Below are 17,262 nucleotides of genomic sequence, written 5' to 3' on the forward strand. Positions count from 1 at the left end.
AAAGGCGGCAAATGGAGCTAAAATGCTGGCACTATAAACCCATCATAAATCTGCGAATGATGAAAGGAAGCAAGACTATGAAAAAGTACGATCTCCTGATCAAAAACGGCGCTGTCGTCCTTGCCGACAAGGTGGAAGCGTGCACCATTGCGGTAAAGGACGGCAGGATCGCGGCCCTCAGCACCGTCCCCATTGACGACGGCGAGGCGGCGGAGGTGCTGGACGCCAAGGGGCTCACCGTCATGCCCGGCGCTGTGGACTGCCACACCCACCTCGGCATTTACGCGCCGCTGGATGCGGACACGGCAAGCGAAACCAAGGCGGCGCTGACCGGCGGCGTCACCACAATGATGTCGTATTTCCGCACCGGCGCCCACTACATGAACAAAACCGGCCCCTACCATGAGATCTTCAAGGAGGCGCTGGAGCTCACCTCCGGGAATGCCTACTGCGACTACTGCTTCCACCTGGCTCCCATGGACGATCTGCAGGTGGGGGAGATGGAGTGGCTCGTTGAGCAGGGCGTTGTCACCTTCAAGTATTTCATGTTCTATAAGGGCCTGAACCTGGGCGCCAACTCCACGGTTTCCCCCACCATGTCCGACTGCTACGACCTTGGACACCTCTACAACATCATGGCCGAAGCCGCCCGGCTGAACACCCTGCTCAAACATGAGCCAGTCTCCGTCAGCGTCCACTGCGAGGACGACGAGATCATCAAGAGCTTCATCAAGCGGGTCAACGCGGCGGGACTGAAGGGGCTGCAGGCTTACTGCGAGGCCCGGCCCCCGCTCTCTGAGCGGATTGCCATTTTGAAGGCCGGCAGCGTGGCCAACACAACCGGCGCCAAGCTGAACGTCCTGCACATCACCAGCGCAGAGGCCATGCAGGCCACCCGGGACCTGCTCAAGATCTACCCGGACATCAAGCTCCGCCGGGAGTGCACGCTGCACGCGCTGGGGCTCACCTACGAGATGCTCCAGGGCAATAACTGCGCAAAGGTGAACCCGCCGCTGCGCACTGCCGAGGACAATGCGGCGCTCTGGGAGGCGCTGGAAAAGGGCGAGATCAACTGGGTCGGCTCCGACCACGCCAATACGCCGATCGCCCTGAAGCTCAAGGACGATATGTGGGGTTCCTGCTGCGGCTTTGGCGGCACCTCCCTCATCTATCCGTTCATGATCTCCGAGGGCCACTTCAAGCATGGTCTGTCCCTGCCCCGCATTGCCGAGCTGGTCTCCGCCAACCCGGCCAAGGCCCATGCCGCCTGGCCCAGGAAGGGCAGCATGGAGGTGGGGGCGGACGCGGACTTTGCCCTGATTGACCTGAATTTGGAAAAGACCGTCCACGCCGGCGAGGACTTCTCCGCCCAGGAGTATAACGTGTTTGAGGGCATTTCCCTCAAGGGCTGGCCCGTCATCACCATTCTGCGGGGCCGGAAAGTCTATGAGAACGGTAAGATCGTCGGCGGCGCCACAGGTGAATATGTCAAGCGCCCCTGCTGAGCACCAGCGTTGATGCGGCGCTGCAGTGCAGCTTACAGATCACAAGATTAGGAAGGAGAAAAAAATGAAAAAGTTTCTGCCCCTGATCCTCTCCCTTGCCCTGATTCTCTCCCTTGCAGCCTGTGGGGAGAAGGGGAATGCCTCCGCTCCCGAAAGCGGCGGCAGCGGCGCCCAGACGGCTGCGGGCGACTTTAAGTGGCCCAATATGGTCAAGCTGAGCATAACCGGAAGCGGCACCACCGCTTACGCCGGGACCCTTGCCTGGTCCAATATCCTGGAGGGCACCGGCTATACCAAGGTCCGCCTGCTTCCGGAGGACTCCAACGCCACCAAGTTCCAACGGGTCAGAAACGGAGAGACCCTTATGACCTATGACACCATGGGCGACGTCGCCACACTGATCAATGCCAGGTTCGGCTATGCGACGGAAGACGGAGGCCCCTACCAGGTGCGCTGGGTCTGGCCCGATTTTGCCTCCAACAGCGTCATGTTTGTCCGGGGCGATTCCAAAATTGAAAAGCCCACGGACATCACCAAGGATACCCCCATCGCCTGCACGATCGACTCCGCCATGGAGAACGTGAAGGCATCCCTCGCCGCCGCCGCAGGTGTGGGCGTGGACGAAATGAACTGGATCTACTGCTCCTCCTACGGCGAAATGCCCAAGCTGGTCACCACGGGCGCCGCGGAACTGTGCGCTTATGTCACGCCGACCTCCAGTTCCATCATCGAGGCGTCCGCCGCTCCACAGGGCATCAAGGTGATGGACTTCAACCCCGAGCTCTATCCCGACTGGTGCGAGGCGTTCCAGTCCAAGCAGCCTGTATACAGCTTCAATGAGATCACCTTTGGCAATGAGGCGGCCGTTGGCAAGCATGGCTGGGGCTCTGACGGCGGATGGGTCTCCTCCGCGGACGCGGATCAAGATTTGATTTACAACATGGTCAAATTCTTTGCGGAAAACCAGGAGGAAATTCAGGGTGCATTTGAGACGTATTCCTACTACTGGTCCGTGGACTATGCCCGCGAGGTCATGGACCGGGCCTATGTTCCGATCGCGGAGGGCACCATCCGGTATTTTAAGGAGATCGGCAAGTGGACCGAGGCCGACGACGCCCGCCAGGAATACAACATCAAGCTGATCGATAAGTATGCCGCCGCTTACAGCGAGTGCCTTGACGCGGCCCACGCCGACGGCATGAAAATCGACACCCAGGATCAGGAGTGGCTCGACTACTGGGAGGCGTATAAGGAGAAGTTGGAGCTGCCCCCGGTCGTCATCATGAGCGACGCTGAAATCGCCGAGGCCCTGGCCGCAGGCTTTTAGCTGAAAATCCTGTCAGATAACAAACGGCAACGTGGGCAGAGCGCATGCTTTGCGCTCTGCCCACTGCATCCCTTTAGATCAATTAGGAGGGTTTCTCAATGGATTTGGACGATAAAAAGCTGCAAGAGGAAGAGCTGAGGGATGAAAAGCGGAAGGCTGAGGCGGAGGAAGAGGTCAACAAGGACAACTCCCGCCTTGGGGTCATGCCCCCACTGGTCAGGCACGGGTTTACCATCATCTCCATCATCGGGATTCTCATCGCATGCTACTACATGATGCACCTGCGCTGGTTCGGCGTCATGTCCGCGACCACCTATTACTACACCATTTTCGCGGTCTTTGGCTGCAGCGCCTTTTTGCTGACCCCGGCCACCAAGAAATACGAGCACTACATTCCGTGGTTTGACTATGTGCTGACGCTTTTGGCGCTGGCCATACCGCTGTACTTCGCGGTCCACGGTATGGAGATCAATATGGTGGGCTGGGTCCCCGCCCCCGACAATTTTAAGCTGGCCCTGGCGGTGATCTACTCCTTGATGCTGCTGGAGATGGTCCGCCGCGGCGCCGGTAAGGCATTTTTCTGCATTTGTGTGTTCTTTGGCCTGTACCCCCTGGTCTGCGAACACCTGCCCGGCATGCTGGCCGGCATCGGCTTTGACATCAAGACCCTGTTCAGCTATTACTGCTATGGATCAGAGGGCATCGCAGGCCTGCCCGGCAACATCACCGGCACCATTTTGATCGGTTTTTTGATGTTTGCCAACCTGCTCATCTGCTCCGGCGCGGGCCCGTTTTTCATCGATCTGGCCCAGGCCCTGTGCGGCAAGTACCGGGGTGGCACCGCCAAGGTGGCCGTTTTGACCTCCGCCTTTTTCGGCATGCTCTCCGGTTCCCCCATCTCCAACGTCGTTTCCTCCGGCTCCATCACGATTCCCGCGATGAAGAAGTCCGGCTACGACGCCGTCTATGCCGGCGGAATCGAGGCGGTCGCCGCCACGGGCGGGATCCTGATGCCTCCTGTCATGGGCTCCATTGTCTTTGTGATGGTTGCCATGTCCGGCTTCACCTATGCGCAGGTCATGGTGGCGGCTATTTTCCCGGCCCTGTGCTATTACGGCGGGCTGCTGCTTCAGGTGGACGCCTACGCCGCCAACCGGGGCATGAAGGGACTGAGCGCGGACCAGTGCCCGAAGGTGGGGGAGGTCTTGAAACGGGGCTGGTACGTGATCGTTGTGCTGATCTTCCTGTGCGTAGGGCTGGTGTTCTTCCGCTGGGGCGAAATCACCCCCTACTATGCCTCCGGCCTTCTGATCGTCCTGTCCTGGTTTGACAAGAACCCCAAAAACCGCCTCACGCCCAAAAATCTCTATAAGGCCTGCGCCCTGATCGGCAAGGCCATTACGCAGATCTGCGCGCTGATGCTGCCCTTTACCTTCACCATTGCCGGACTGATCACCACCGGCATGGCAGCTTCCTTTGCAACCAGCATCACCCGCCTCGGCGGTGAAAACATCATTGCCGTGGTGGCGCTGACCATCATCGCCTGCTACCTCATGGGCATGATGGGCATGGACATTGTGGCCTATATGTTCTTCGCCGTCTCGGTGGCTCCCGCCCTGGTGGGCACGGGGCTTGACAAAATGGCGGTCCACCTGTTCCTGATCTACTATCCGCTGCTTGCGGTCATCACCCCGCCGGTCGCCACCGTCGCCTTCGTCGCCTCCTCGGTGGCGGGCGCGCCCGCCATGAAGACCGGCTGGAAAGCGTGTCAGTTGGGCTGCGTGGTCTATTTCCTGCCCCTTTACTTCCTCTATGAGCCCGCCATCCTCCTGCAGGGCGGAAACCTGATGCTGAGCCTGTACCATATGGCTTTTGTGGCGCTGGGCACCTTTGTCCTCGCCAGCGGGCTGGGCGGGTACATGATCAAGTTGGGCAAGATGTACGGCATGCTTGAGCGGCTGCTCTTTTGTCTGGGCGGCATCCTGATCGCCTTCCCGCGGACGGACATCACCCTGATCGGCCTTGCCTTTATGATTGCCGGCTTTGTCCTGCACAGAGTCAGCGCCAAGAGGTCCGCCGGCGGACCCGGCGCGCCTCAGATCATTTCATAACGCTCCCGGTATTGAAAGAAAGAGTAGGTGAACTATGGAAATCAACACCCTGGGGATGAAGCCCCGTGAATCCTGCTGTCCCCATGCCATTATTCAGAACTTCATCAATTTCGATTTTACCGTCTCCAACCTGGAGGCAGCAAAAAAGATGTTCCTGCCCGCGCCGCTTGAGCCAAGGATGGACGAGGATGGGGATGTGATTTTGACCTGCGGATTCGTGGATTCCGCCTTCCCGCCCATGCGGGAGGTGGACGGCGAGATTCCGGATCCCAACGCCACGGAATTCTCCGAGTGCGCGCTGGGCATGTCCTGCACGGTCAACGGAAAGCCCAGCATCATGAACACATGGATCCTCTTGGACCATTACGCCGGGGCGCTGCGCCGGGGCTTCAACCGCAGCGTGATCGACAGCTTTGCCCGCACCCGCAACCACCCCATGCTGGAGGGGGAGGAGCACATCGGCATCGGCAGCAGGATGTTCGCCACCTGCACCAACGACGGCGCCCTGTATGCAAGGGGCTCGTTGCAGGTAAAGGAGGTTCACGACCCCAGCTGGCTGGATGAGCACTTCTTTGACTGGGGCCAGCTCCGCTATCTGCCGGACATGGCACATGGCGACGATGTCAGGCCCCTCATCCACCAGGCGTCGCTCTATCACTTCCCCTCCAAATTCGAGGTGAGCAAGGTGTATTCCGGCGACGGCAAACTGGCCTTTGGCGACACGATGTACGGGCTCTTTCAGGACCTTGGAGAGATCCGGGTCAAGCGCGCGTTCTTTGTGACCTTTGCCTATACCTATGGCAGCGAAGAGTTCCTGTGCGACGCAAAGTGAGGAGGGAAATATGCAGAATTTTCGATATGTGCCCTACGAGCCCATTGTGGGAAACATCCGCAAGGTGGGCGAGACCGTATTCCTGGCCGAACTTGCCGTGAATCCCGCCGAGTTTGCCTCCCGCGTCCCGGAGGGCTTTCAGGTTGTCTCCGACAAGGCTTACGTGGTCATGACGGAGGCGGTGCTGCGGGATGAGAAGAGCAAGGATTACGACTTCATCAACCCCATCTACTCCCAATACTATTCCGCCGGCGTCCTGGTGGAGGCGGAGGCCCGGGGCCACCGGGGCTGGACCTATGCCCTGCGCTATTTCGACAGGGACTGGGCTGTGATGGAGAGCCGCGCCAAGGGCTTTGACGCCTTCTATGCCCACATCCGCACCACCCGCTTCCCTACGGAGATGATCGACTTCTACCACATCCAGGAGGGCAGCCGCCTGAAGGCGGTGGCCACCGACGAGGGCACCAGGCCCATCAGCCTGGGCTTTGATGCGGATCAGATCGTCGGCGGGGTGAATTTTGATTTCCTGTTCACCAACCGCATCGGGCTGCGCAAGGTGGTGCAGCTGGTGGAGGAGCGCAAAGGCGAGAGCGTGTGCGACGACATCACCCGCGAGCTCATCACGAAAACGCGCTACGGAGAGTGCTGGCGGGGCAGAGACGTGCAGCTGATCTTCGACGAAAAGGCGGTCGGCACATTCTCCTATGAGGTGAAGAACGCCTTCTGGTTTATGATGGGGTATCAGGCCGGGGGGATCGAGGTGCTCTGATGCGCGGAGGCTGAGGAGCGGAGAGGATGCAAGAAAGGGAGGAACAACAGATGCCTGAACTGAATACAAAGGTGAACCCGGCACCTGGCGAAAAGTATGTGATGACCCAGAGCCTCATTATGGTTCCGTTCCGGGCGGACCCCCAAAAGCTGCGCTCGCGCATGCTGCCGAAGCCTCTGGAGCCGGTGGGGGACGGCGACATCGGCTGGGTTTTCATGGTGGATACGGCGATGCCCGGGCTGCGGGAGGTGGCCGAAGGCGAGCCGCCCGACCCGGACATGACGGAGTTCCACGAGCTGGCCATCGGCATGCCGGCGATTTACAACGGGTATGAGTTTGGCTACATGTCCCAGGTCTGCCTGGACCGGCAGACCGCCGGACTGCGCCGGGGAATCCTGCGCAACATCACCTATACCCAGATGACGGACATCCAGCCTCTGCTGACGGGACGAAATGCCCTCCAGGCAGGCACGAAGCTCTACGGCATTTCCAACCGCCCCCACGGGGAGCTGGTCGCCAAGGTCTCCATTGAACTGACCGAACCCTACGACTTTGAGAAACTCCCCGTCGGATGCAGGAGATTTGCCCACGCCCGGTATCTGAAAGACCCGGCCAACCACAATGAGCCCTTTATCAAGGATATTCCCCTGTTCGAATTCACCAACGGCCTGGACGGCGTGGACTGCTGGAAGGGCAGAACCACGCTGGAATTCGGCGGTGACTATTACGGAAAATGGAAGGACCTTGGGGAGATTGAACCTCTGGAGGGCTTCTTCTACAACTTTGGCTACTGCTACGGCAGCGACTCGCAGGTTACGCCCGTTGAGGAAAAGGGGGATTGGAAATGGTTTTAAAGGAAGAAAGGACGGCGGCCCGCCGCCATGTGGCGGAAAATATCATCTCCATGCGGCTGAAGATAGACCCCCGGATCGCCGCCCAGTATCTTCCGGCTCCCTTTGAGCCGAACCGGGAAGGCGAACTCACGGTGATGCTTGCCGACTATTACGGCCACGATGAGGACATGGTGGACAAGGCGGAGGCCGCAGCAAAGTTTGTCTATCCCTATTACACCACCATGCAGGAGGGGCTCATCAGCATCCCCTGCAAGTTTGAGGGAAAGCCCGGCAATTACCTTGCCAGGATCTGGCAGGACCGGGACTGGGCCGTACAGCGGGGCCCGATGCTGGGCTACAACACAGAGCTGGCCGAGGTTCACATCAACCGCTTTCCCGGCAGGCTGCGCAAGCTCTACGCGCCCCATGTGGGAAGCAAGATCAAAGGCGTTGTCCGGCAAAACGGAGACAACCTGATCTCAGGGTGGATTGAACTGACGGAGGAGGTCAGCTATCCCGAGGAGGAGTACATGGTCTGCTATGGCCGCCGCCAGATCGAGGATATGCTGGACCCGGAGGGAGAAAAGCTCATTGACGATATCCTGATCGAGTACCACGATTCCGAAATCAAGGGCCAGGTGTTCAAGGGGGTCGGCCATCTGAGGCTTGGCGGGTTTATGAAGGACTGGGACTATGAGATCATCGACGCCTACTACTTTGAGATCGGCTTTTCCACGTCGGGCTGGAGAGTGCTGAAAGATCTGAAACAGCAGCGGGGATAGAGATCGTTCGGGGACGCGGAGGGCAGGCTGCCCTCCGCGCCTTTGCAGACGGCGGACGCCAGAGAAAGGAAAGTCATGAATAAGCAGGGTTCAAACAAGTGGTATTGGATCATAGCGGCCTCTTTGTTTCTGGTGATGATGTTCAACTGCGGCTTGGGGTTCTATAGTCTTTCGCTGTTTGTGACGCCGATCACAAGAAGCTTTGGGATCAGCAGCGGCGACTTTGCAATGCTGTATGTCTTCTACGGAGTCGGCAGCGCGGCCGCCGCGGCCTTTTTCCACAGTCTGCTCAAGCGTTTTGCGCTGAAATCCCTGATCGTGTCCGGCGGCTTGATCAGCGCGGCCGGGTACTTTGTGTTTGCCGGCTCCGACCGCCTCGAGGCCATGTTCTTGGGGGGCGTGCTGATCGGCGCGTCCACGGTCTTTTCCGGTACAGCAGCCGTGCAGATGGCCATCGCCCGCTGGTTTTCCGAGCGGCGCAGCCAGATAACCGGCTTGGTTGCCTCCGCCAGCGGCGTCGGTACGGCGGTGGGAAGCCCCATTGTGGGCTGGATGATCCACGCGCTGGGCTGGCGCGCCGCCTGCGTGGCCATCGGAGCGTTGGTGGCGGTATTTGTCTGTGTCCAGATCGCTTTGCTGTTCCGGGAGGAGCCGGGCTGCGTCGGGCTGGCGCCGTACGGCGAAAGCCAGGGCGCGGTAAAGGGCGAAATGGTTGTGACTCCGGGAGGCGGCTGCCCGCTGAGAGAGGGAATCAAACGGCCGGCCTTCTGGCTGTTTGCCGGCGGCATGAGCGTTGTGGCGGTGGTCTACCAGATGATCTCCCTGTACCAATCGACGATTTTGATTGAACGGGGGGTGCCGGAAGCGGTGGCCGCCGCATGCCTTTCTGTCTTTGCGGTGGTTGACATGTGCAGCAAGGCCAGTGCGGGCATCATCGCCGATCGGTTCGGATTCAGGATAGTGACGCTCTACTGCGCCGGGGCGACGGCGTTGGCGTTCCTCCTGATTCGCGTGGTGGACGGGACGGTGGGCGCGGTCTTGTTTTCGGCGCTGCTGGGCTTTTGGCCGACGATGTGCGTGCTCTACGGAGTCACGGCTTCCATCAGCCTTTTTGGGAAGCGGTATCTCTCCGAGTACATCGGCTTTTCCCAGACGCTGATGTGCTGCTGCTCACTGGTCGGGATGCCTTTGATCAGGACGCTTTATAACGCCGTTGGGTCCTTTGACACAGTGATGAACATCGCCGTCGGATTGCTGGCTGCTTTTGCCGTCATGATGACCCGGATGCTGAGAGAAGCCAATTTTTTCCGGGAGAAAACAGGGGGAAGGGCGCGCCCTGGCGTGGATGAACATGAGGATTTTTTATGACATACGCGCCGATCGGGACCGCACTGTGAACAGGGGAGCTGCGGAGTGAACGCACCGGATAACCCCTGGACGATTGCCTCTGCCTCGGCGTCACATGGGCGGATACCCGGCGGATTCGGACTCAAATGAAGGAATGGTGATATAATCCTGCAACATCTTGGAAGAATTCTCCGTCCAACCTGATACAAAACCTGTTCAAAGGGAGGATGGACTATGAAACGGAAGCTCTTTGCCCTTGCACTGTCCGGCATGATGATTCTGTCGCTGCTCACGGCCTGCGGAAGCTCCGGAGGCTCCACCGCCGCGGCAGGAAACGGAGAGATGAGAGACGATACGCAGATGGAGAGTACGGCGGGCGGCGACATGGCGCCGGCAGCGCTGCAGAGCGTGCAGGAGGATGCCAAGCGCATCTACACCGCCGAGGTTCAGATGGAGACCACGGAGTTTGACTCCGCCGCGTCGTCGATAGCGGAGCTGGCGGAGGAGTTGGGCGGCTGGTTTGAAAACAGCAGCGTCAGCAGCTCCGGTTCCGGTTACCGCTATGGAAGCTACACGGTCCGCGTCCCGGCGGACCAGTACTCCACCTTTCTCTCCCGGGTGGGAACACTGTGCCACGTGACCTACCAGAGCCAGAGCACAGAAGACGTGACAGAGGTCTATTTTGATACCTCCGGACGGCTGAAGACCCAGCAGGTGAAGTTAGAGCGGCTCCAGGAGCTGCTGAGCCGCGCGGAGACCATGGAGGACATCATCACGGTGGAGTCGGCCATTTCCGAGACTGAGGCCCGGATCGAGTCCCTCTCCGGCGAACTGCAGCACTATGATTACCTGGTGGACTACTCCACCGTGTACCTGTCCCTGGACGAGGTGTACCGCCTTTCCAGCGTGGAGGAGCCGGTTACCACCTTGGGCGGACGGCTTGGCACGGCCTTTTCCTCCGGCTGGAAGAACTTTACCGGCTTCCTGGAATCGCTGGCGGTGGCCCTTGCCTACAGCTGGGTGTGGGTGGTGGTGCTCATTGCCGCGGCTGCGGTAGTGCTGCGGCGGCTGCGCAGACGTCGCTGCGGCGCCGGGAGAATCACCGGAAAACCGGAGAAGAAGGATGACAAACCGGAGTAAATCTGCTACCATGGAGAAAATGGAAAAGGAGCGTGAGTCGATGAACATCACCTGGCTGGGCCACGCCTGTTTCCTCCTGGAGCAGGATGGGTTCCTTGCGCTGGTTGACCCTTACCGCGGCGTGGAGGGCTACGGCGATCTCCATGCCAGGGCCCATGCGGTCTACTGCAGCCACGGTCACGACGACCACAGCTACACCGGCGGCGTCACGCTGCTGGGCGGAAAGGCGAACCCCTTCACCGTCCGGGAGATTGAGAGCTTTCATGACGACCGGGGAGGGGCGCTCCGGGGAGCCAACAAAATCCGCTGCTTCACCGCCGGCGGCGTCACCGTGGTGCACCTGGGCGATCTGGGCCATCTGCTGAGTCCGGAGCAGGTGGATGAAATCGGCCCATGCGACGTGCTGCTCCTTCCCGTTGGCGGGGTGTATACCGTGGACGCTCCGGCCGCCAAGGCGGTGGCGGAGCAGATCGCCCCGCGCTGCATTGTGCCCATGCACTACCGCCACGCGCCCTATGGACTCAGCGCGGTGGACGGCGTGGAGCGCTTTGCGGCCCTCTATGGGAAAGAAGAGGTGGAGTGGGCCGGGTCCAACCGCTTTGCCGTCACGGCGGAGCCGCTGCCGCCCGTGCTGGTCCTGCGTTACCGGGCTGAATAATCCGGAATTTTCCACATAAACTGAGGATACGGCGTAAGCCGTATCCTTTTTTTGTGAGGTGTTGGAATGCGGAGGAAACTGATCCGTTGGGAGCTGCTGGGCTTCCTGATCACTGTGGCGGCGGGGACGCTGCTGCATTTTCTGTATGAGTGGAGCGGCGGCAGCAAGGCGGCGGCTGCCTTTTCCGCAGTCAACGAATCCACCTGGGAACATATGAAGCTGCTGTTTATCCCCCTGTTTTTCTTCTCCCTGATCCAGGTGATCTTCCTCTGGAAGACCTACCCCAACCTGCCGGCGGTGCGGGGCCTCTCCACGCTGGTGGGCACGGCGCTGATCCCGGTGCTCTTTTACACCTACACCGGCGTGTGGGGCAAAGACGCGATGTGGGCGGACATCGCCGTCTTTGTGCTCTCTGCTGCGGCTGCCTTTCTTCTGGACTACGCGTTGCTGCGCCGTGGGAGGCTGTCCTCCCCCTTCCTCCAGCTTTTGGGGGTGATCGTACTGTGGGGGCTGCTGTTCGCCTTCATCTTCTTTACCTTCCGCCCGCCGCACCTCGCGGTATTCCAGGATCCGGTGACCCTTCACTATGGCATTGCGAGGCCCTGAAAACCGCCCCTGCGGGCTCTGCCGCAGGGGCGGTTTTTCTTGACCGTGCACCCGGGATGCAGTATAATGACATATTAAGATCGTTTTGAAAATAAGGAGGCCTTGCCATGACCGAGCGCAAACCTGTGGCGCCCTTTTATGCGGCCGCGGTTGTCTTTTTGCTCTATGCGCTGATTTTCCCGCTGTATGCGCCGCTGCACTATGCCATTGCCGCTGCCGCTGCCGCGGCTGTGTTTGCCGTGGCGTCGCTGCTGTGCCGCGGCGGCGCAGTGGGGCAGAGCGAGAAGAAGGAGGAGAAAAAAGCGGAGGAGAAGCCCACCGGCAACCCGGAGCTGGACAAGATGCTCAAAGACGGCAGGCTGGCCATCGCCGAGATGAAGCGCCTGGACGGAAACATCGCCGACGAGGAGATTTCCGCCGACATTGTGCGTCTGGAGCAGGTGTCGGAGAAGATTTTCGATCAGGTCCGCCAGGATCCCAAAAAGCTCCCTCAGATCCGCAAGTTTATGGATTACTACCTGCCCACCACGCTGAAGCTGCTCAACGCCTATGACCGGGCGGCGGGCGTCGGCGTCAGCGGGGAAAACATCAACGCCACGCTGCACAAGGTGGAGGGCATGATGAAGACCATCGTGGCCGCTTTTGAAAAGCAGCTGGACGCCCTCTTCGGCAGCGAGGCCCTGGACATCTCCACCGATATCACCGTGCTGGAGAACATGATGGCCCGGGAGGGGCTGACGGAGAGCCCCCTGAAGGCAGAGTCCGTGCCCAAGGAGGACGGGGACTTCAAACTGGAACTTTAAGCGTCCGGATAGAGGCGCAGGAAAGGACGAACGATATGGATGAGAGCAACAAAATCCCTGAGCTGACGCTGGAGCCCCAGGCGGCCGCGGCTGCCGCCATGCCGGAGCTGACGCTGGACGGGGCCGCGCCCCAGGCCGCCGCCCCGGAGGAACCCAAGAAAGAGGCGCCCCCCGTGGAGATGGACGAACGGCTACTCAGCGAGGAGGAGAAGAAGGCGGTGGAGGAGTTCTCCAAAAAGATCGACATCACCGACTCCAACCTGATCTTACAGTATGGCGCCGCGGCCCAGAAGAATGTGGCCGGCTTTTCGGAAAACGCCCTCAGCTCCGTCCGCAACAAGGACCTGGGCGAGGTGGGCGAGGCCCTCAGCGAGCTGGTGGTGGAGCTGAAGCAGTTCGGCGCCGGCGAGGAGGAGAAAAAGGGCCTTTTCGGCATGTTCAAAAAGAGCAGGGACCGTCTGGAGGTCATGAAAGCCCAGTACTCCAAGGTAGAGACCAACGTGGACAAGATTGCCCGGGAGCTGGAGCAGCATCAGGTGACGCTGATGAAGGACGTGGCCATGTTTGACCAGATGTACGAGCTGAACCTGAAATACTATAAAGAGCTGACCATGTATATCCTGGCCGGCAAGAGGAAGCTGAAGGGCGTACGGGAAAATGAACTGCCCGCGCTGCGTAAGCAGGCGGAGACTTCAGGCGCCCAGGAGGACGCCCAGAAGTACAACGACATGGTCCAGATGTGCGAGCGGTTTGAAAAGAAGCTCCACGACCTGGAGCTGACCCGGATGATCTCCGTCCAGATGGGGCCGCAGACCCGGCTGCTGCAAAATAACGACACGCTGATGGTGGAGAAAATCCAGTCCTCGCTGGTCAATACCATCCCCCTGTGGAAGAGCCAGATGGTGCTGGCCCTGGGCATGGAGCATGCCCGTCAGGCCACCGCCGCCCAGAGCGCTGTCACCAATATGACCAACGAGCTGCTGAAAAAGAACGCGGACCTGCTCAAGACCGGCACCGTGGCGGCCGCCAGGGAGGCGGAGCGCAGCATCGTGGACATCGAGACGCTCCAGCACACCAACGAGCAGCTGATCTCCACGCTGGACGAGGTGCTGAACATCCAGCGCGACGGCGCCGCCAAGCGCCAGGCCGCGGAGGTGGAGCTGAGCAAGATCGAGGGCGAGCTCAAGCAAAAGCTGATGGAGCTGCGGAATTAGACCTGCGTGAAAAGCTCCCGGGCCATGCGGAAGGCGGAGCGGAACATGGCCTCCAGCTCCATGCCCTGGGTCTGGAAGCGGGCCTCCCGGTACTGCTCCAGCAGGTTAAGGGCCTGGGGGTCCAGCATAGCCTCCAGCGCGTCAAGGGCTTCTTCCGCATCGTCTGCCGCCCGCCGGTAGCTACCCGCGCTCAGATAGGGGCAGATGCCGGTGGCAAGGGCCTCGTCATAGAGGAGCTGGAGGGGATCGGTCATGAGGATCACTCCTTAAACATTTTAAATGTATTATAACATACAATATAAATGTATGTCAAGAGGTGGAGTATGCAGATACTGGCACAGCGGCTGAAGGAACTGCGGGAGGGCCGCAGGCTCTATCAAAAAGAGATGGCGGAGTTGCTGGGGCTTTCCCTGCGGGGGTATCAAAGCTATGAGACAGATCAGAGCGAGCCAAAGCTGAAGACCCTGATCGCCCTTGCAGATTATTTTGACGTATCCATCGACTACCTGGTGGGCCGTACGGACGGCAAATGCACCGGGAAGAGCAAGAAGGAATCGAATCTATGAAATTTTTCCAGAAAAGAAGCGTTGCCGCCCTGGTTCTGGTATTGGCGGTGGGACTGGGCTTATTCATCGGTCAGGCAAAAAAGCCGGACACCACCCAGGAGGCCAGCACAAAGATCGTGGGTACCTATACCTACGCCTACGATTACGCCGGCGTGCTCTCCGATGACACTATGGAGCATATCGACGCCATGAACGCCTCCCTCTTTGCCCAGACCGGCGCTCAGATCATGGTGGTCACAGTGGACGATACCGGCGGAGAGGACATCATCGCCTACGGCGAGCGCATGGGCAACCAGTACGGCATCGGCGACAAGGAGCGCAACAACGGCATTGTGCTGGTGCTGGCGCTGAACAACATCTCCCAGGGCGGCCTGGTGGGCGACTATGCCGAGGTGCCGGGGCTGGGGCTCCACAGCTATGAGGACTCCTTAAACAGCATCCTCTATGCCTACATGGAAGACAGCTTTGCCGCCGGAAACTACGACAAGGGCGTTCGGGAGACGGTGGATGCCTTCATGGCGTGGTTTGCCGATTTTTACGATGTGACCGTCAGGGAGAACTATATCCCCGCCGTGCCCCAGACCTTTGAGACGGGCAGCGGGTACTACACCCAGTCCACCGGCTACTTTGCGCCCACGGCTGGACAGCTGATCGGAAATGCGGTGGCTTTGATTGTCATGCTGTTTGTGGTGTGGATGATCCTGGACGCCTTTCGCTGGAGGCGCTATCGCCGGCGGTATATGCGGCCCGGCATGGGGATTCCCACCGTGCTCTATTACCCGGTTTTTTGGGGCCGGCCCAGGCGGCCCCGCCCGCCCCGGCCTCCCCGTCCGCCCCGGGGCCCCGGACCGCGTCCGCCCTCCGGCGGCGGGTTTGGCGGCGGCTCCTTCAACGGCGGACACGGCGGCGCACGGCCCGGCGGTTCCCGCGGCGGCTCCTTTGGCGGAAGCTTCGGCGGCTCCTTTGGCGGAAGCCGTGGCGGGTTCGGCGGTGGCGGGTCCTTTGGCGGTGGCTTCGGTGGTTCCCGCGGCGGCGGGTTTGGCGGAAGCCGCGGCGGTGGCTTTGGCGGCGGAGGCTCCTTTGGAGGCGGACGCGGCGGCCGCCGGTAATCAAAAAAAGCAGGCAGCAATGCTGCCTGCTTTTCTATTTTGCCCTGGGGGGAGCATCAACTCTCCATATGGCGGCCCAGGAAGGCCGCGATGGTCTGGGCCAGCTTGAATTCTGTTTCGCCGGCCACCTCGCCCGGCTCGCCGATGAACAGAACCAGGCCCAGCACGTCGCCCTCCGACAAAATGGGGGCTGCCACGGTGGCACAGAGCTTGTCACTGCTGTCGGAGACGGGGATTCCCCGCTGCCCCTCCGCGTGCTGCCAGATTTTGCGCTCCTCCATGATCTGCTCCAGATCGGCGCTGACAGACTTTCCCATCAGCTCCCGCTTGCCGCCGCCAGCCACAGCGATCACTGTGTCCCGGTCACTGACGGCGCAGATGTGGCCGGTGCTCTTGCTGAGGGTGTCGCAGAATTGGGATGCAAATTCCTCCAGGCCGCCCATCAGGGAATACTTCTTGAAGATGACCTCCCCGTCGCGGCTGGTGTAGATTTCCAGAGGGTCGCCCTCTCTGATACGCATTGTGCGGCGGATTTCCTTGGGGATGACGACTCGTCCAAGGTCGTCAATGCGCCGGACAATTCCTGTGGCTTTCATATATCAAATTCCTCCTGCGGTGCTAATTTTTGTTGACAAAGCTATTATCCGCAGGATTTGGAACGATATGCAAAATTTGAGCTGGGTTTCATTGGTAACAGTCAAAAATCAATCAAAGGCCGGGGCGGGAATCCGGCCGGCTGCGGCGCGGAACTCCTCCAGCAGGTACGAGGTGTAGGGGCTGGGCGGCTCCAGCGTCAGCAGGTACACCACCCGGTCGGGCGGGGGCTGCACCAATTCGAGACAGCGCAGACGCCCCTCCCGCGACGCCCACACCGCGGCGGAGGCAGGGACGATGGCCCAGAGGTCGGAGGAAGCCAGGATGGGCTCCACCAGGCTCATGTTGTCCGCTTCCAGCACATGGCGGTTCAGGCCGAACCAGTACTCATACCAGTGGGTGAATTCGTGGGTCCAGCTCAAAAAAACGCCTTTTTCTGCGGGAAGGTCCGCGGGGCGGACTGGGCCGTCCAGAGTACTTTTCCCTCCGCACAGCAGCACCATGCGCTCCTCCAGGACGGGGATGGCGGAGACCCGCTTGGAGAACATGGTGTTGGCGATGAAGGCCGCGTCCAGCTCGCCCTGCTCCACGGCGCCGTACGCCTCCTGGGAGTGCAGCGTCTTGACGTCCAGTGCGGTGGGAAGGCCCCGCCGGGCAAAGCCTGCATAGACCTCCGGCATGATGGAGCTGCTCAGCGTCTGGGTGGCGGCCACCCGGAAAACGGGGCGGGAGGTGATCCGCAGCGACTCGCTCCAAAGCCGCCGCCAGCTCTCAGCCAGGGGCACGAAGTCCCGCCCCGCGTCCGTGAGTTCAATGCGGCGCTGGCCCTTTCCCCGGATCAGAAGGGTCGCCCCCAACTCCGCCTCCAGGGTTTGAAGCCTGTGGGACAAGGTGGGCTGGGTGAGATGGAGCTGCCGTGCGGCCTCCGTGAGGGACCCGGTGCGGATCACGGCCAAAAACGCCTCAATGGCCTGGATATTCATGCGATAACCCTCCTTTTGATTCCAGCTCTGGAATTGCAGATAATAAATATAGAATTATTCTATATTATAAAGCAAAATAATTC

At 60.2% G+C, this 17,262-nt stretch carries 18 protein-coding genes; 15 read left to right on the forward strand and 3 right to left on the reverse strand.

Going from position 1 to position 17,262, the window contains the following annotated elements; translation table 11 throughout:
* Positions 1–77 precede the first annotated feature (77 nt).
* The 13 genes from H8790_RS00750 to H8790_RS00810 all read left to right on the forward strand — a co-directional run bounded on the left by H8790_RS00750 (position 78) and on the right by H8790_RS00810 (position 13,927).
* Positions 78–1,505 (forward strand): dihydroorotase, encoded by a 1,428-nt coding sequence (locus H8790_RS00750; RefSeq protein WP_187333203.1) that lies wholly within the window; start codon positions 78–80, stop codon positions 1,503–1,505.
* A gap of 64 nt (positions 1,506–1,569) precedes the next feature.
* Entirely contained in the window at positions 1,570–2,832 is a 1,263-nt protein-coding gene (locus H8790_RS00755; RefSeq protein ID WP_187333204.1) for a TAXI family TRAP transporter solute-binding subunit, read from the forward strand.
* A 98-nt stretch (positions 2,833–2,930) separates the two neighbouring features.
* Entirely contained in the window at positions 2,931–4,943 is a 2,013-nt protein-coding gene (locus H8790_RS00760; RefSeq protein ID WP_187333205.1) for a TRAP transporter permease, read from the forward strand.
* 34 nt (positions 4,944–4,977) lie between these two features.
* Positions 4,978–5,775 (forward strand): hypothetical protein, encoded by a 798-nt coding sequence (locus H8790_RS00765; RefSeq protein WP_187333206.1) that lies wholly within the window; start codon positions 4,978–4,980, stop codon positions 5,773–5,775.
* Between the two features lie 10 nt (positions 5,776–5,785).
* Positions 5,786–6,544 carry an acetoacetate decarboxylase family protein gene (locus H8790_RS00770; protein ID WP_187333207.1) on the forward strand — a complete coding sequence of 253 codons (759 nt, stop codon included), beginning with the start codon at positions 5,786–5,788 and terminating at the stop codon, positions 6,542–6,544.
* A 50-nt stretch (positions 6,545–6,594) separates the two neighbouring features.
* On the forward strand, positions 6,595–7,398 hold the full coding sequence (locus tag H8790_RS00775; protein WP_187333208.1) for an acetoacetate decarboxylase family protein: 804 nt from the start codon (positions 6,595–6,597) through the stop codon (positions 7,396–7,398).
* On the forward strand, positions 7,389–8,159 hold the full coding sequence (locus H8790_RS00780) for an acetoacetate decarboxylase family protein (protein ID WP_187333209.1): 771 nt from the start codon (positions 7,389–7,391) through the stop codon (positions 8,157–8,159). Before H8790_RS00775 ends, H8790_RS00780 begins: the two co-directional genes overlap by 10 nt.
* 75 nt (positions 8,160–8,234) lie before the next feature.
* Positions 8,235–9,527, forward strand: coding sequence for an MFS transporter (locus H8790_RS00785; RefSeq protein ID WP_187333210.1), 1,293 nt, complete (start codon positions 8,235–8,237; stop codon positions 9,525–9,527).
* Between the two features lie 213 nt (positions 9,528–9,740).
* Positions 9,741–10,646 carry a DUF4349 domain-containing protein gene (locus tag H8790_RS00790; RefSeq protein ID WP_187333211.1) on the forward strand — a complete coding sequence of 302 codons (906 nt, stop codon included), beginning with the start codon at positions 9,741–9,743 and terminating at the stop codon, positions 10,644–10,646.
* 10 nt (positions 10,647–10,656) lie between these two features.
* A complete protein-coding gene (locus H8790_RS00795) occupies positions 10,657–11,304 on the forward strand; it encodes an MBL fold metallo-hydrolase (protein ID WP_243208529.1) in 648 nt (215 codons plus the stop codon).
* A gap of 66 nt (positions 11,305–11,370) precedes the next feature.
* Complete coding sequence (locus H8790_RS00800) at positions 11,371–11,910, forward strand: DUF6512 family protein (RefSeq protein ID WP_187333212.1); 540 nt, start codon at positions 11,371–11,373, stop codon at positions 11,908–11,910.
* A 107-nt stretch (positions 11,911–12,017) separates the two neighbouring features.
* Positions 12,018–12,713 (forward strand): 5-bromo-4-chloroindolyl phosphate hydrolysis family protein, encoded by a 696-nt coding sequence (locus H8790_RS00805; RefSeq protein WP_187333213.1) that lies wholly within the window; start codon positions 12,018–12,020, stop codon positions 12,711–12,713.
* A gap of 35 nt (positions 12,714–12,748) precedes the next feature.
* Positions 12,749–13,927 carry a toxic anion resistance protein gene (locus tag H8790_RS00810; protein WP_187333214.1) on the forward strand — a complete coding sequence of 393 codons (1,179 nt, stop codon included), beginning with the start codon at positions 12,749–12,751 and terminating at the stop codon, positions 13,925–13,927.
* On the opposite strand, the gene H8790_RS00815 is transcribed toward H8790_RS00810, so the two are convergent.
* On the reverse strand, positions 13,924–14,181 hold the full coding sequence (locus H8790_RS00815) for a DUF6809 family protein (protein WP_187333215.1): 258 nt from the start codon (positions 14,179–14,181) through the stop codon (positions 13,924–13,926). The genes H8790_RS00810 and H8790_RS00815 overlap by 4 nt on opposite strands.
* A 69-nt stretch (positions 14,182–14,250) precedes the next feature.
* On the opposite strand from H8790_RS00815, the gene H8790_RS00820 reads away from it, so the two are divergent.
* The gene (locus H8790_RS00820) at positions 14,251–14,493 is read left to right on the forward strand and encodes a helix-turn-helix domain-containing protein (protein WP_187333216.1); all 243 of its coding nucleotides are present in this window, start codon (positions 14,251–14,253) and stop codon (positions 14,491–14,493) included.
* Positions 14,490–15,602 carry a TPM domain-containing protein gene (locus H8790_RS00825; RefSeq protein WP_187333217.1) on the forward strand — a complete coding sequence of 371 codons (1,113 nt, stop codon included), beginning with the start codon at positions 14,490–14,492 and terminating at the stop codon, positions 15,600–15,602. The genes H8790_RS00820 and H8790_RS00825 overlap by 4 nt, the downstream gene beginning before the upstream one ends.
* Before the next feature lie 56 nt (positions 15,603–15,658).
* Here H8790_RS00825 and H8790_RS00830 read toward each other — a convergent pair whose 3' ends face one another.
* Both H8790_RS00830 and H8790_RS00835 read right to left on the reverse strand, forming a co-directional pair.
* Positions 15,659–16,198: a stage V sporulation T C-terminal domain-containing protein gene (locus tag H8790_RS00830; protein ID WP_187333218.1), complete on the reverse strand. Its 540-nt coding sequence runs from the start codon at positions 16,196–16,198 to the stop codon at positions 15,659–15,661.
* Positions 16,199–16,306: 108 nt separating this feature from the next.
* A complete protein-coding gene (locus H8790_RS00835) occupies positions 16,307–17,179 on the reverse strand; it encodes a LysR family transcriptional regulator (RefSeq protein ID WP_187333219.1) in 873 nt (290 codons plus the stop codon).
* Positions 17,180–17,262: the final 83 nt, after the last annotated feature.

Source organism: Oscillibacter hominis (assembly GCF_014334055.1).
In the GTDB taxonomy this organism is placed as follows: domain Bacteria; phylum Bacillota; class Clostridia; order Oscillospirales; family Oscillospiraceae; genus Oscillibacter; species Oscillibacter hominis.